General features: G+C 71.7%; 13 protein-coding genes, 1 tRNA gene and 1 riboswitch. Of the genes, 8 read left to right on the plus strand and 6 right to left on the minus strand.

All coding sequences use genetic code 11. The features are described 5' to 3' along the window. Positions 1-15 precede the first annotated feature (15 nt). The 4 genes from ABZT03_RS20360 to bcp form a co-directional block, all read right to left on the minus strand. Positions 16-98: transfer RNA gene (locus ABZT03_RS20360), tRNA-Leu, on the minus strand. 47 nt (positions 99-145) lie between these two features. Then, on the minus strand, positions 146-814 hold the full coding sequence (locus ABZT03_RS20365; RefSeq protein WP_356041221.1) for an HNH endonuclease: 669 nt from the start codon (positions 812-814) through the stop codon (positions 146-148). Beyond that, positions 811-1,464 carry an HNH endonuclease signature motif containing protein gene (locus ABZT03_RS20370; protein WP_356041222.1) on the minus strand — a complete coding sequence of 218 codons (654 nt, stop codon included), beginning with the start codon at positions 1,462-1,464 and terminating at the stop codon, positions 811-813. Before ABZT03_RS20370 ends, ABZT03_RS20365 begins: the two co-directional genes overlap by 4 nt. A 139-nt stretch (positions 1,465-1,603) precedes the next feature. Beyond that, positions 1,604-2,071, minus strand: coding sequence for a thioredoxin-dependent thiol peroxidase (bcp, locus tag ABZT03_RS20375; protein WP_356041224.1), 468 nt, complete (start codon positions 2,069-2,071; stop codon positions 1,604-1,606). Positions 2,072-2,210: 139 nt separating this feature from the next. Here bcp and ABZT03_RS20380 point away from each other — a divergent pair, with 139 nt between their 5' ends. From ABZT03_RS20380 to ABZT03_RS20390, 3 genes are all read left to right on the plus strand, one after another. Next, positions 2,211-2,543 carry a DUF3618 domain-containing protein gene (locus tag ABZT03_RS20380; protein WP_356041226.1) on the plus strand — a complete coding sequence of 111 codons (333 nt, stop codon included), beginning with the start codon at positions 2,211-2,213 and terminating at the stop codon, positions 2,541-2,543. A 43-nt stretch (positions 2,544-2,586) separates the two neighbouring features. Further along, positions 2,587-2,943 (plus strand): co-chaperone GroES, encoded by a 357-nt coding sequence (locus ABZT03_RS20385; RefSeq protein WP_356041228.1) that lies wholly within the window; start codon positions 2,587-2,589, stop codon positions 2,941-2,943. A gap of 64 nt (positions 2,944-3,007) precedes the next feature. Continuing rightward, positions 3,008-3,081, plus strand: a riboswitch (guanidine-III (ykkC-III) riboswitch). 32 nt (positions 3,082-3,113) lie between these two features. Continuing rightward, positions 3,114-3,434: a multidrug efflux SMR transporter gene (locus tag ABZT03_RS20390; RefSeq protein ID WP_356041229.1), complete on the plus strand. Its 321-nt coding sequence runs from the start codon at positions 3,114-3,116 to the stop codon at positions 3,432-3,434. 40 nt (positions 3,435-3,474) lie between these two features. On the opposite strand, the gene ABZT03_RS20395 is transcribed toward ABZT03_RS20390, so the two are convergent. Then, complete coding sequence (locus ABZT03_RS20395; RefSeq protein WP_356041230.1) at positions 3,475-5,934, minus strand: transglycosylase domain-containing protein; 2,460 nt, start codon at positions 5,932-5,934, stop codon at positions 3,475-3,477. Between the two features lie 209 nt (positions 5,935-6,143). On the opposite strand from ABZT03_RS20395, the gene ABZT03_RS20400 reads away from it, so the two are divergent. The 4 genes from ABZT03_RS20400 to ABZT03_RS20415 all read left to right on the plus strand — a co-directional run bounded on the left by ABZT03_RS20400 (position 6,144) and on the right by ABZT03_RS20415 (position 9,625). Further along, positions 6,144-6,950, plus strand: a complete 807-nt coding sequence (locus ABZT03_RS20400) for an ABC-2 family transporter protein (protein ID WP_356041232.1) — start codon at positions 6,144-6,146, stop codon at positions 6,948-6,950. Between the two features lie 79 nt (positions 6,951-7,029). Next, positions 7,030-7,860, plus strand: a complete 831-nt coding sequence (locus ABZT03_RS20405) for an ABC transporter permease (RefSeq protein ID WP_356041288.1) — start codon at positions 7,030-7,032, stop codon at positions 7,858-7,860. Positions 7,861-7,867: 7 nt separating this feature from the next. Further along, complete coding sequence (locus ABZT03_RS20410; protein WP_356041234.1) at positions 7,868-8,908, plus strand: ATP-binding cassette domain-containing protein; 1,041 nt, start codon at positions 7,868-7,870, stop codon at positions 8,906-8,908. A 33-nt stretch (positions 8,909-8,941) separates the two neighbouring features. Continuing rightward, entirely contained in the window at positions 8,942-9,625 is a 684-nt protein-coding gene (locus tag ABZT03_RS20415; protein ID WP_356041236.1) for a DUF1707 domain-containing protein, read from the plus strand. Positions 9,626-9,720: 95 nt separating this feature from the next. Here ABZT03_RS20415 and ABZT03_RS20420 read toward each other — a convergent pair whose 3' ends face one another. Then, positions 9,721-11,085 carry an SGNH/GDSL hydrolase family protein gene (locus ABZT03_RS20420; RefSeq protein ID WP_356041238.1) on the minus strand — a complete coding sequence of 455 codons (1,365 nt, stop codon included), beginning with the start codon at positions 11,083-11,085 and terminating at the stop codon, positions 9,721-9,723. A gap of 264 nt (positions 11,086-11,349) precedes the next feature. Between ABZT03_RS20420 and ABZT03_RS20425 the strand changes: the two genes are divergently transcribed. Further along, positions 11,350-12,612 (plus strand): DUF445 domain-containing protein, encoded by a 1,263-nt coding sequence (locus tag ABZT03_RS20425; RefSeq protein ID WP_356041289.1) that lies wholly within the window; start codon positions 11,350-11,352, stop codon positions 12,610-12,612. The last annotated feature ends 68 nt before the right edge of the window (positions 12,613-12,680 follow it).

Here is a 12,680-nt window from a genome sequence, read left to right on the forward strand (position 1 = left end):
GGCCCCTCTGTGCTGTGCGGCCGATGGGAGTCGAACCCACATGGGCAAAAGCCCCGAGGCACCTAAAACCTCTGCTTATACCATTCAGCAACGGCCGCTGGTCAGGCCATCGTAGCGGGCCGGAGACCGCAGAGCGGAGGACCCTCTAGCCCGGTCGTTGCCTGCGGCCACCTCGGCACCAGGTAGTGGTGACCGCGTGGCAGTTGGGGCACAGCAACCGCAGGTTCTCGGGCCGGTCGTCTCGCCAGTCCCCGTTGATGTGGTCGACCTCCAGCGTCATGGGTCTGCCCAGCCATTCAGGCCCCGTGCCACAGTCGGCGCACTCCTCCCGGACCCCGATCTCGAAGAGCGCCCGACGCAGCAGATGTGTCCTCGTCCGCTGCTTGCCCTGGTGCTCGACGAGGATGTCCTGGGGGCCGCGGAGGGGGACGGTTCCCGGCTTTCCCCGCTGATGCGCCTGGCCGAGGAAGTGGGAGACGCTCAGGCCCGCCTCCGCCGCCCACTCGCGAAGCAGGGTACGCAGGCGGTTGTTGTACGGCTCCATCCCGAGGGCGCGCAGAGCGCCCGCGACGGACGTCGCCTGCGTGACCGCTCGCCGCAGCGCGTCCGCTCCGGGCTTGTCGGGCGTCTGCACCCACATCCGGCGCGGCATGTGGGAGACATCGATGCCGAAGTGGTCGAACCGCCTGAAGAGGTGGCGTCGGAGCTGGCCGTACGCCCTCGTCCCGAAGAACGCGATGACCTCGTCGATGTCGGAACACCGCGCCGCAGCTTCGGACAAGCGCTCGCGGGTGTACCGCACTCCCCGGCTCATGCCGCGCCGCCTCTGGCGCTCCTCTTGCCCCGCCCGCGGTAACTGTCGGTCGTGGAGTGGCAATTGGGGCAGAGCAGTCGCAGGTTCTCGATGCGGTTGTTCCACCACTCGCCGTCGACGTGGTCGACCTCCAGGGGGAGTGGGCGGCCCCGCCAGGTCGCTTCCGTGCCGCACAGGGCGCATTGTTCCGGCACGCCCGACGCGGTCATCGCCCACTTGAGACGGTCACCGGGGACGCGCCGGGCCTCGCCGGCCGGCCGCTCCACGAGCAGGCCCGCGGGAGTCCTCGGGCGCCGGCGTTCGCCCCGCCGGGTCGGCACCCGGAAATGCGAGGTGTCGATGCCGTACGCCCTGACCCTGCGACTGATGTGGGTGTGGTGCCCGCCGACCGCCTCGAGTCCGAGCCGGCGCAGCACCTCGGACATGCTCGTCGAAGCCGACACCGCGGACTGGAGGATCTCCCTGGTCCACTTGACGCCCTCGCGTTCGAAGTGCGAGACGTCCACCCCGAGCCTCCTCATGCGGGCCAGCACATAGCGACGCGTGGAGCTCCTGGGGTCCACCCCCATTCTGTCCAGCGCCTCCGACAAGGTCCGCGCTCCGGAAGCCGCCTCCTCCAGTCGCTCCCTGGTGTATCTGCTGACCCCCATGGACCCCCTTCGTTCCGGCCGTATGTTCGCGGCTCGTACGAAGTAACGAGCAGGTGATCCGACAGTCACGCCCGGAACGGGAAGCGGCCCGCGCCGGGGCGTCCCCGGGCGAGCCGCTCGTGCGGTCGGGAGTGGGTGCTCAGATCCCCAGGTCCTTGATGATCTTCGCGACGTGGCCGGTCGCGCGGACGTTGTACAGGGCCCGGTCGACCTTGCCGTCCTCGTCGACGACGACCGTGGAGCGGATGACGCCCATGTAGGTCTTGCCGTAGTTCTTCTTCTCGCCGTACGCGCCGTACGCCTCGGTGGCCGTCTTGTCGGGGTCCGCGAGGAGGGTGATCCGCAGGGACTCCTTGTCGCGGAACTTCGCGAGCTTCTCCGGCTTGTCGGGGGAGATGCCGATCACGTCGTAGCCCGCGCCGGCCAGCAGTTCCAGGTTGTCCGTGAAGTCGCACGCCTGCTTCGTGCAGCCGGGGGTGAGGGCCGCCGGGTAGAAGTAGACGATGACCTTGCGGCCCTTGTGGTCGGCCAGCGAGACCTCGTTGCCGTCGGCGTCGGGGAGGGTGAAGGCGGGGGCCGTGTCCCCGGGCTGGAGTCGCTCCGTCATCGGTCCTGGTCTCCTTGTGCGTGCAAAGGCAAAAGAACGGGTGCCGCTCCGAGCGTAACCGGGGGTCCTGACAGTGCGCTCCGGCCGCGAGCTGACAGACTGTCCGCACCAAGCATCAGCTGACTTCGGAGGCCGTACGGTGGCGGACACGTCGGACACGAGAACCCCGGCGCAGATCGAGGCGGACATCAGGCGCCGCCGCGAGCTGCTGGCCGAGACGCTCGACGAGATCGGGGTGCGGGTGCACCCGAAGACGATCGTCGGGGACGCCCGGGCCAGGGCCGTCTCCCACATCGACCACACGCTGGGGCGTGCCTACGTCGGCGTGAACCGCGTCGTGAGCGACGTCAAGGGCCAGTTCGTGGACGAGCAGGGCGCGCCGCGGCTGGAGCGGGTCGTGCCGGTCGCCGCGCTGGCCGTGCTCGGGGTGGTGGGGCTGCTGGCCCTGGGGACCCGCCGCCGCCGGAGCTGACCCGGCGGCGCCCGGACGGGGCCGGGGCAGGTAAATTCGACGCGTGAGCGCCAACAGGAACGATTCCAGCCCCCAGCACGACAAGCTGCCCATCCGGATGCTGCACGACCGGGTGCTCGTGCGGCAGGAGACCGGTGAGGGCGAGCGGCGTTCGGGCGGCGGCATCCTGATCCCGGCCACGGCGGCGGTCGGCCGCCGGCTGGCCTGGGCCGTGGTCGTCGCGGTGGGTCAGAACGTGCGGACCGTGGAGCCGGGCGACCGGGTGCTGTACGACCCGGAGGACCGGGCCGAGGTCGAGGTGCGGGGCATCGCGTACGTGCTCATGCGTGAGCGGGATCTGCACGCGGTGGCCGCGGACCGGTTCGAGGGGTCGGAGGACTCGACGGGGCTGTATCTGTAACCACGGGCGGTGCCTGTGGATCGATGGCGTGAGGGGCCGGTGACCATGGTCACCGGCCCCTCACGCTGTTCCTTTGCTACCTTCGAAGGAGACCCGACGAGACGCGCCGTACCGGGACGCAGGCAAAGACGACGCATCGCCCGCACCCGCCCGTCTCGGAGGTCCCTGTCATGGCCTGGGTTCTGCTCGTCGTCGCCGGTCTGCTGGAGGTCGGCTGGTCGGTCGGGATGAAGTACACCGACGGTTTCACCCGGCCGCTGCCCAGTGTGCTCACCGGCGCCGGCATCGTGGCCAGCATGCTGCTGCTGTCGTACGCGGCGAGGTCGCTGCCCATCGGTACCGCCTACGGCGTGTGGGTGGGCATCGGCGCGGCCGGGGCGGCGGTGCTCGGCATGGTGGTGCTGGGTGAGCCGGTGACGGCCGCCCGGATCTTCTTCGTGTCGCTGCTGCTGGTGGCGGTGGTGGGGCTGAAGGCGACCTCGGGGCATTGACCGGGTCGGCCGGGGCGGCGCGCGCCCCGGCCGGGGCCGGTCAGCGTCTTCTCGTGGCGCTGCTGAGCGGGCCCGCCACGGTGCCGGCGCTGGTGCCGGTGGTCCCGCCCGTGTCGCCGCCGCCGGTGCCGTTCGTGGTGCCGCCGTTCGTGGTGCCGCCGTCGGTCGTCGTCCCGCCGGTGGTGCCGGTCGTGGTGCCGCCGTCGGTGGTGGTGCCGCCCGTGGTGCCGCCGGTCGTGGTCCCGCCGGTGGTGGGGGTGCCGTTCGTGCCGCCGGTGGTGGGCGTGGCGCCGGTGGTGCCGCCGGTGGTGGTGCCGCCGGTCTGTCCCTGCGTCTGGCCCCGGGTGTTCGTGCCGCCGGTCGTGCCCGTGGTGCCCGTGGTGCCCGTCGTGCCCTCCTCGTCGGGGTCGCCCGTGCCGGGGTCGGTCGCCTCGTCGCTGGGGGCCTCCTGGACCTCGTCGGCGCCGGGCTGGAGCCGGAGGTCGAACTCGCCGACGGGCTTGCCCTTCAGGGCGTCCTTGGTGAACTGCGCCCAGATCTGGGCGGGCGCCCCGCCGCCGTTGACCCGCTGCAGGCCCATCGCGCCGTACAGCGGTTTGTGGGCGGCGGTGACGGGGTCCTGGCCCATGACGGAGACGACGGTGGCGAGTTCGGGGGTGTAGCCGGCGAACCAGGCGGCCGTGTCCTTCTCGGCGGTGCCGGTCTTGCCGGCGGCGGGACGGCCCGCGGCCTGGGCCGCGGTGGCGGTGCCGTTCTCGACGACGCTCTGCAGGACCGAGGTGGTGGTGTCGGCGGCCTCGCGGCTGACGGCCTGGTCGGTCTTGTAGGCGGGCAGCACGGCGGCGCTGTGACCCTCCTTGGTGATCTTGTCGACCAGGCGGTACATGCCGCGCCGGCCGTGGTTGGCCAGGGTCGCGTACGCCTCCGCCATCTCCAGGACGCTGGCGGTGGAGGGGCCGAGCGCGATGGACGGGGAGGCGGTGAGGTCGGGGGTGTCGCCCGGGATGCCGAGGTCGATCGCGGTCTGCTTGACCTTGTCGGAGCCGACGTCGACGGCCATCTGCGCGTACACCGCGTTGACGGACTTGTCGGTGGCCTCGCGCACGGTGAGGTCGCCGTAGGAGACCTGGTCCTCGTTCTCGGGGGCGTAGGTGCCGCCGGGCCAGCCCTCGACGGGGCGCTTGTTGGTGCCGTCGTAGGTCGTGTTGGGGGTGATGGTGCGGCCGTCCTGCGTCGTGGAGTCGTTCGCGACGGCCGAGGTGAACACGAACGGCTTGAAGGTGGAGCCGACCTGGAAGTCGCCGCGGGTCGCGCCGTTGGTGAACTGCTTGACGAAGTCGATGCCGCCGTACATGGCGACGACCTTGCCGGTCCTGGGGTCGACGGAGGCGCCGCCGGCCCGGACGTAGGTGTCGACCTTGCGGTGCTTCTTGTCGAGCTTGGAGATCACCTGGTCGTCGACGGCCTTGACGAAGGCGTTCTGCTTGCTCTTCTGCAGGGTGGTGGTGATGCGGTAGCCGCCCGCCTCCAGCTCGTCCGTGGTGACGATCTTGTTCTTGACGAGGTACTCGTTGACGGCCTCGACGGCGTAGCCGCGCTGCCCGGACTTGCCGGTGGAGACGGTCTGTTCCCTCGGCATGGGGAACTTCAGGCCGGTGCGCGCCGACTGGCTGAGCCAGCCCTTCTTGACCATGCCGTCCAGGACGTAGTTCCAGCGGGCGAGGGCCGCCGGCTTGTTCTCCGGGTGGGCGACGACGTCGTACTCGCTGGGCGCGTTGACGAGTGCGGCGAGGTAGGCGGCGCGGGCCGGGTCGAGCGCGGAGGCGTCGACGCCGTAGTAGGCCTGGGCGGCGGCCTGGATGCCGTAGGCCCTGCGGCCGAAGTAGCTGGTGTTGAGGTAGCCCTCGAGGATGCTGTCCTTGCTCTCGCTGCGGTCGAGCTTGATGGAGATGAAGAACTCCTTCACCTTGCGGGTGACGGTCTGTTCCTGCGCGAGGTAGTAGTTCTTCACGTACTGCTGGGTGATCGTGGAGCCGGACTGCCTGCCCTTGCCGGTGGCGGTGTTCCAGCCGGCCCGCAGCATCGCCTTGAGGTCGATCGCGGACTCGGTGTAGAAGTCGCGGTCCTCCGCGGCCAGTACGGCGTGCTGGGCGTCCTTGGAGATCTGGGGGAGGGAGACGTTCTCCCGGTTGACCTCGCCGTCGCGGGCGAGCTGGCTGCCGTCCGCGTAGAGGTAGACGTTGCTCTGCTTGGTGGCGAAGGCGTTGGCGGACGGGATCTGCACCATGGAGTAGCCGAGGAAGAACAGGCCGGCGAGCAGCGCGACGCCGAGGACGAACGTGCCGAGCACCATGCGCCAGGTCGGGAGGAGCCGGCGCCAGCCGGTGCGCCGGGGCCGCTTCGGCCTGGCGGGCGGTGTGCCCGCGGGCTCTGCGGCCGCTTGCGGCTCTCTCGGTGCCCAGCCCTGGTTCGGCTGCTGCGGCTGCGGCTCGTCACTCATGTCGTGCACGGACTCCTGTTTCGCGTCGTACGTTCCCGTACGACCTCGTTCGCGTTCTGCGTCCTCTGTTGAAGACTCTCGCACCATGCGTTCCGTTCCCGGTTTCCGGCACGCATCCAGGACCGGAAAACCCGTGGCACGGCTCGCCACCTGGGGGCTAGGCTCCTGCGCTTCGGTGCCGGAACGGCTGCGGGCGGGTGAGGGGGACGGTGGGTGTGGGCTCGGTCCGGTTGTACGCGGCTGTCGCGGCGGGGGGTTTTCGACGGTACGCGACGTATCGGATGGCCACCGCGGCCGGGGTGTTCACCAACACCGTCTTCGGTCTGATCCTGGTGTACACGTATCTGGCGCTGTGGGACGAGCGGCCGCATCTGGGCGGCTACGACCAGGCGCAGGCGGTCACCTACGTGTGGCTGGGGCAGGCGCTGTTCGCGGCGCTGGCCATCCAGGGCGGCGGGATCGAGAACGAGCTCATGGAGCGCATCCGCACCGGTGAGATCGCGATCGACCTGTACCGGCCGGCCGATCTCCAACTGTGGTTCCTGGCGGCCGACCTGGGCCGTTCGGCGTTCCAGTTGCTGGGCCGGGGGGTGATCCCCTTCGCGTTCGGGGCGTGGTTCTTCCCGGTGGCGCTGCCGCGCGATCCGCTGGTGTGGCTCGCGTTCCTGGTGGCGGTCCTGCTGGGGGCGGTGGTCAGTTTCGCGATCCGCTTCCTGGTGGCGCTGAGCGGGTTCTGGCTGCTGGACGGCACGGGCGTGCTGCAACTGCTTCTGGTGACGGGGCTGTTCTGCTCGGGGATGACGCTGCCGCTGAACGTGTTCCCCGGGGGGCTCGGCGAGGTCGTGCGGGCGCTGCCGTGGTCGGCGCTGCTGCAACTGCCCGCGGACGTCCTGATGGGCGAGGCCGATCCGCTGCGGACCTTCGCCTTCCAGGCGGGATGGGCGGTGGCGCTGCTGGGCGCCGGGCGGCTGGTGCAGGCGGCGGCGACCCGACGGGTGGTGGTCCAGGGTGGCTGAGGCGGCCGGGGCGGACAAGGTGGTGCGGGCCGGTGGGGCGGCTGGGGCGGACGAGGTGGTGCGGGCCGGAGCGGGCGGCATGGTGCGGGCGGGCCGGGTCGGTGTGGTGGTCGAGGGGCTGCGCGCCTACCGGCTGATCGCGGGGATGTGGATCCGCTCCACGACGACCTACCGGGCCTCCTTCGCGATGACCGTGCTCGGCAACCTGCTGGTGACCGGGCTCGACTTCGTGGCGATCCTGCTGATGTTCTCCCGGGTGGACTCACTGGGCGGCTACTCGCTGCCCGAGGTCGCCCTGCTCTACGGCCTGTCCGTGACGTCCTTCGGGATCGCCGACCTCGTGGTCGGCTCGGCGGGACGGCTGGGCACGCGGGTGCGGGACGGCACGCTCGACACCCTGCTCGTGCGGCCCGCGCCGGTGCTCGCGCAGGTCGCGGCGGACCGTTTCGCGCTGCGCCGGACCGCCCGGACGGTGCAGGGGGCGCTGGTCCTGGGCTGGGCGCTGACCGCCGTCGACGTCGACTGGAGCGTGCCGAAGGCGCTGCTGCTGCCGGTGACGCTGGTCAGCGGCGCGGCGATCTTCTCCGCGCTGTTCGTGGTGGGCGCGGCCTTCCAGTTCGTGGCGCAGGACGCCGCCGAGGTGCAGTCGGCGTTCACCTACGGCGGTACGACGCTGTTGCAGTACCCGCCGACGGTGTTCGGGAAGGACCTGGTGCGGGCGGTGACGTTCGTGCTGCCGCTGGCGTTCGTCAACTGGCTGCCGGTGTCCTACCTGTTGGGGCGGCCCTACCCCCTGGCGCTGCCGCACTGGGTCGCCTTCGCGCCGCCGCTGGTGGCGGCGGGGTGCTGCGCGCTGGCCGGGGTGGCCTGGCGGGCCGGCCTGCGGTCCTACCGGAGTACGGGAAACTGAGGGAAGCGTGGACGAGGTCGTGGACAGTGCGTTCATCGAAGTGGACGGTGTCGAGAAGGTCTTCGACGTGCGCAGGAAGACCGGCTTCCTGCGGAGCGAGCGGCGGCAGGTGCGCGCGGTCGACTCGATCTCCTTCACGGTGGCGCGCGGCGAGATGGTCGGCTACATCGGGCCGAACGGCGCGGGCAAGTCCACCACCATCAAGATGCTCACCGGCATCCTGACGCCGAGCGGCGGCCGCATGCGGGTGGCGGGCATCGACCCGTCGCGGGAGCGGCTGCGCCTCGCGCACCGGATAGGGGTGGTGTTCGGGCAGCGTACGACGCTGTGGTGGGACCTGCCGCTGATCGACTCGTACCGGCTGATGCACCGCATGTACCGCATCCCTGACGGCCGGTACCGCGAGAACCTCGACCGGTGCGTCGAACTCCTGGAGCTCGGGGACCTGCTGGAGGTGCCGGTGCGGCAGCTGTCGCTGGGGCAGCGGATGCGCGGCGACATCGCGGCGGCCCTGCTGCACGACCCGGAGGTGCTGTACCTCGACGAGCCGACGATCGGGCTCGACGTGATCTCCAAGGTCGCGGTGCGCACCTTCCTGCGGGAGCTGAACGCCGAGCGTGGTACGACGGTGCTGCTGACCACGCACGATCTCCAGGACATCGAGCAGTTGTGCTCGCGGGTGATGGTCATCGACCACGGGCGGCTCATGTACGACGGTCCGCTCACCGGCCTGCACGAGGTGGGGGAGAGCGAGCGGACCCTGGTGGTGGACCTGGAGCGGGAGCTGCCGCCGATCGTGGCGCCGCCGGCCCGGGTCGTACGGGTGGAAGGCCCGCGGCAGTGGCTGGCGTTCCCGGCGGCGGAGTCGGCGGCGGCGCTGGTGGCGAGGGTCGCCGCCGGGTACCCGCTGCTGGACCTCTCGGTGCGGGAGCCGGACATCGAGGCGGTGATCGCCAGGATGTACGCGGAGTCGAAGCCGGAGCCGCCCGAACCGTCCCCGGCGTCCCCTTCCCCGTCCCCGGCGTCTTCGGAGGAATCGGTGTCGTAGCCGCGGGGCGGGTGAACTCGTAGGCTGCTGGGCATGACCGACGACCTTCCGGAGCTCCGCGCGTCCGACGCCGATCGTGAACGAGTCGCCGAGGTCCTGCGGGACGCCCTCGCGGAGGGCCGGCTCGACATGACGGAGTTCGAGGAACGGCTCGACGCGACGTACAAGGCGCGCACCTACGGGGAGCTGACGCCGATTACCCGGGACCTGCCGACCGCCCACGCCTCCCCGGTGTCGATGACCAAGGAGACCGCGGGACAGGGGAGTTGGGCGCGGCGGATCGTCGGCGGTGAGGGCTCGTCGACCTGGGCCGTGGCGGTGATGTCGGGGTTCCAGCGGCGGGGACGCTGGACGGTGCCGAGGCGGTTCACGTCGTTCGCGTTCTGGGGCGGCGGCGAGATCGATCTGCGGGAGGCGAACTTCGCCGACCGGGAGGTCGTGATCAACTGCATCGCGATCATGGGCGGCGTCCAGATCACCGTGCCGCCGGGCGTCGAGGTCGTCGTCCACGGCATCGGCGTCATGGGCGGCTTCGACCAGCGCGAGGTGGGGACCGGGGGCGATCCGGGGGCACCCCGGGTGGTCGTGACCGGGTTCGCGTTCTGGGGCGGGGTCGGGATCGAGCGCAAGGTCACGCGGGCCGAACGGCAGCGACTCAAGGAGGAGCGGCGGCGCGAGCGGCTGGAGGGCCGGGACTCCGGCGGCGAACTGCACTGACCTGACGTCCGGCGGTCCGGCCGGTCTGACGTCCGGCGGTCCGGCCGGTCTCTCGATCGGCCGGCCGGTCGTGCGGTGGGCGCCCCGGACCTGCCCTACAGCCTCGCCGGCACCGTCCCCTTGAGGTCGTCGAGGTCGAACTCCTCGGCCATCCGCGCGTATCCCTTGTCGCTGGGGTGGAGGTGGTCGCCCGAGTCGTAGTCGGCGCGCAGCCGCCGCGGGTCGTAGGGGTCGCGCAGGGCCCGGTCGAAGTCCACGACGGCGTCGTAGACCAGGCCCGCGCGGATGTCGGCGTTGATCCGCTGCCGTACGGCGTCGCGGGCCGGGGTGTAGCCGTGGTGGCCGTGGAACGGCATCAGGGTCGCGCCGACGACCCGCAGGCCGCGGGCGTGGGCCTGGCCGACGAGGGTGCGCAGACCGGCGAGGACCCGGTCGGGGTCGGCGAGCCGCGGGTTGCGCAGGATGTCGTTGACGCCGAGGTCGATGACGGCGGCCCGGACGTTGGTCCGGCCCAGCACGTCCCGGGAGAAACGGCCCAGGCCGCTCTCGTTGCCGGGCACGGATGCGCCGGCGCGAGTCCCCGAGTACACCAGACCGGTGCTGTCGGCGAGGACCTGGTTGCCGCTGATGCCCTGGTTGACGACGCTGTAGCGCGGCACGTCCCGGCCGGCCGCCACGGCGGTGCGCAGCCGCTGCGAAAGGACGTCGGTCCAGCGGCGGTTGGCGTTCTCGGTGGAGGTGATGCCGTCGGTGAGCGAGTCGCCGAGGACGACGACCGTGCCGTCCGACGCGTCGCTGAGCACGTCCAGCGCGGTCAGGTAGCGCCAGTACTCGCTCCGCCCGGTGTACGCGGTCGCCGTGAGGTCCTCGGTGCGGTCGCCGGTGGCGACGTAGGAGATCTGGCGGGCGTGCGGGTGGTAGGTGACCGGCCCGGAGGGGACCGGCGAGTACGTGGTGACCAGGACGTCGCCGCCGCCGGGGACGCGCAGGGCGACGGCGTCGCTCAGGACCTGCCGGCCCGCCGGGACGACGACGGCGGGGCTGCCGCCGAAGGTCAGGCGCCGCATGCCGTCGGTCCTCGCGGCCGCGGTGCCGGTGCCGGCGGCCACGGCGATCGAGGCGTGGCTGATCGTGAGCGGTGACCGGCCGTAGAGATTGGACAGCGTGACGCGGGCACTCGTACCCCCGACGGCCGCGTGCACGACGTTGCGCACCGAGCGGCCGGCCATCCCGTCGGTGTCGGTGCCGGGCTCGCCGCCGGCCGGGGAGGCGGACCAGGCGCCGACCCAGGCCCCGGCGGAGGCGGGGGCGGCCGAGTTGTGCGGGGTCCCGGCCCCCGCGAGGGTGCGCGTGCCGGCGCCGGTGCCGTCGGCGGCGACCGAGACGTATATCGCGGCGGACAGGGCCACGATCGCGGCGACGATGGCGGAAAGCAGGGCATAACCGTGACGCGTGGTCATGCGGGTGCGTGTCTCCTCGGGCGAAAGGGAGCCCCGGGCTCCGATGTGATCATCCCCATGATGCGTCATGGGGCGGGCGGGAGGTGAACGGGGCAGCTCCCCGCCCGGAGAGACGCCGGGAACTCCTGACCCGTTCCGACAGTCGGTCAGGAAGGGACAATATGTGCAGGAGATCACGGACGGGTGGAGTGAATGGACCGTACGACATCTGAACCGACGGGCGACCCGGAGGGACCGGCCGCCCCGGCGCCCGCCGCCCGCACGATGACGACGTTCAGCGCGGCCGACCGGGAGAAGCAGCGCGGAGTGCGCCGCATGAAACTGACCGCGACCGGCCTGCTGCTGTTCGTGGCGCTCGTGTACGTCCTGACCCGGTGGGCGTCGCACTCGGGCGCCGGCGCCTGGGCGGACTACGTCGGCGCGGCCGCCGAGGCGGGCATGGTCGGCGCGCTGGCCGACTGGTTCGCGGTCACCGCCCTGTTCCGCCACCCCCTCGGCCTGCCCATCCCGCACACCGCGATCATCCCCACCAAGAAGGACCAGCTGGGCGTCTCGCTCGGTGAGTTCGTCGGCGAGAACTTCCTCTCCGAGGACGTCGTACGGCAGCGGCTGCGCGCCGTCGGCATAGGCAGCCGGCTCGGGGTCTGGCTCGCCGATCCGGAGCACGCCGACCGGGTCACCGCGGAGCTGTCCGCGGCGCTGCGGGGCGCCCTGACCGTGCTCCGCGACGCGGACGTGCAGGCGGTGGTCGGCGAGGCCATCACCCGGCGCGCCGACGCCCAGGAGATCGCGCCCGGCATGGGCAAGATGCTGGAGAAGGTCGTCGCCGACGGCGGCCACAACCGGTTCGTCGACCTGGTCGTCACCCGCGCGCACGACTGGCTGGTGCTGCACGACGACTCGGTGATGGACGCCGTCCAGGGCGGGGCGCCCGGCTGGACCCCGAGGTTCGTCGACAAGCGGATCGGTGAGCGGGTCTACAAGGAGCTGCTGCGTTTCACCACCGAGATGCGCGACATGCCCTCCCATCCGGCGCGTGGCGCCCTGGACCGCTTCCTCGCCGACTTCGCCTCCGACCTCCAGTCCGACACCGACACCCGGGCGCGGGTCGAGCGGCTCAAGGGCGAGGTGCTGGGGCGCGGCGAGGTCCAGGACCTCATCGCGTCGGCCTGGACGGCCGTACGATCCATGATCGTCTCGGCCGCCGAGGACGAGCGCAGCGAGCTCAGGCTGCGGGTGCGGGCCTCGCTGCTGTCGCTGGGTGCCCGGATGGCGGCCGACCCGAAGGTCCAGGACAAGGTGGACCGGTGGGTGGAGGGCGCCGCGGTGTACGTGGTCACCACCTACCGCAAGGAGATCACCTCGCTGATCACGGACACGGTGGCCGGCTGGGACGCCGAGCACACCACGAAGAAGATCGAGGCGAACATCGGCCGCGACCTGCAGTTCATCCGGATCAACGGCACGGTGGTGGGTTCCCTCGCGGGGCTGGCGATCTTCACGCTGTCGCGGGCGCTGGGGGCGTGAGAAGGCCGCGGGCCGCCCCGGCCGCCCCGGGGCGCGCGGGTGCCGCGGGGCGGAGCGGGGCCTGTGCG

It is taken from the genome of Streptomyces sp. NPDC005574 (assembly GCF_040605435.1).
Lineage (GTDB): Bacteria > Actinomycetota > Actinomycetes > Streptomycetales > Streptomycetaceae > Streptomyces.

Coding starts and splice junctions, on each gene's coding strand:
- ABZT03_RS20365 (WP_356041221.1), bottom strand. CDS start 814: ATGAGCCGGGGAGTGCGGTACACCCGCGAGCGCTTGTCCGAAGCTGCG.
- ABZT03_RS20370 (WP_356041222.1), bottom strand. CDS start 1,464: ATGGGGGTCAGCAGATACACCAGGGAGCGACTGGAGGAGGCGGCTTCC.
- bcp (WP_356041224.1), bottom strand. CDS start 2,071: ATGACGGAGCGACTCCAGCCCGGGGACACGGCCCCCGCCTTCACCCTC.
- ABZT03_RS20390 (WP_356041229.1), top strand. CDS start 3,114: ATGGCCTGGGTTCTGCTCGTCGTCGCCGGTCTGCTGGAGGTCGGCTGG.
- ABZT03_RS20395 (WP_356041230.1), bottom strand. CDS start 5,934: ATGAGTGACGAGCCGCAGCCGCAGCAGCCGAACCAGGGCTGGGCACCG.
- ABZT03_RS20405 (WP_356041288.1), top strand. CDS start 7,030: ATGGTGCGGGCGGGCCGGGTCGGTGTGGTGGTCGAGGGGCTGCGCGCC.
- ABZT03_RS20415 (WP_356041236.1), top strand. CDS start 8,942: ATGACCGACGACCTTCCGGAGCTCCGCGCGTCCGACGCCGATCGTGAA.
- ABZT03_RS20420 (WP_356041238.1), bottom strand. CDS start 11,085: ATGACCACGCGTCACGGTTATGCCCTGCTTTCCGCCATCGTCGCCGCG.
- ABZT03_RS20425 (WP_356041289.1), top strand. CDS start 11,350: ATGACGACGTTCAGCGCGGCCGACCGGGAGAAGCAGCGCGGAGTGCGC.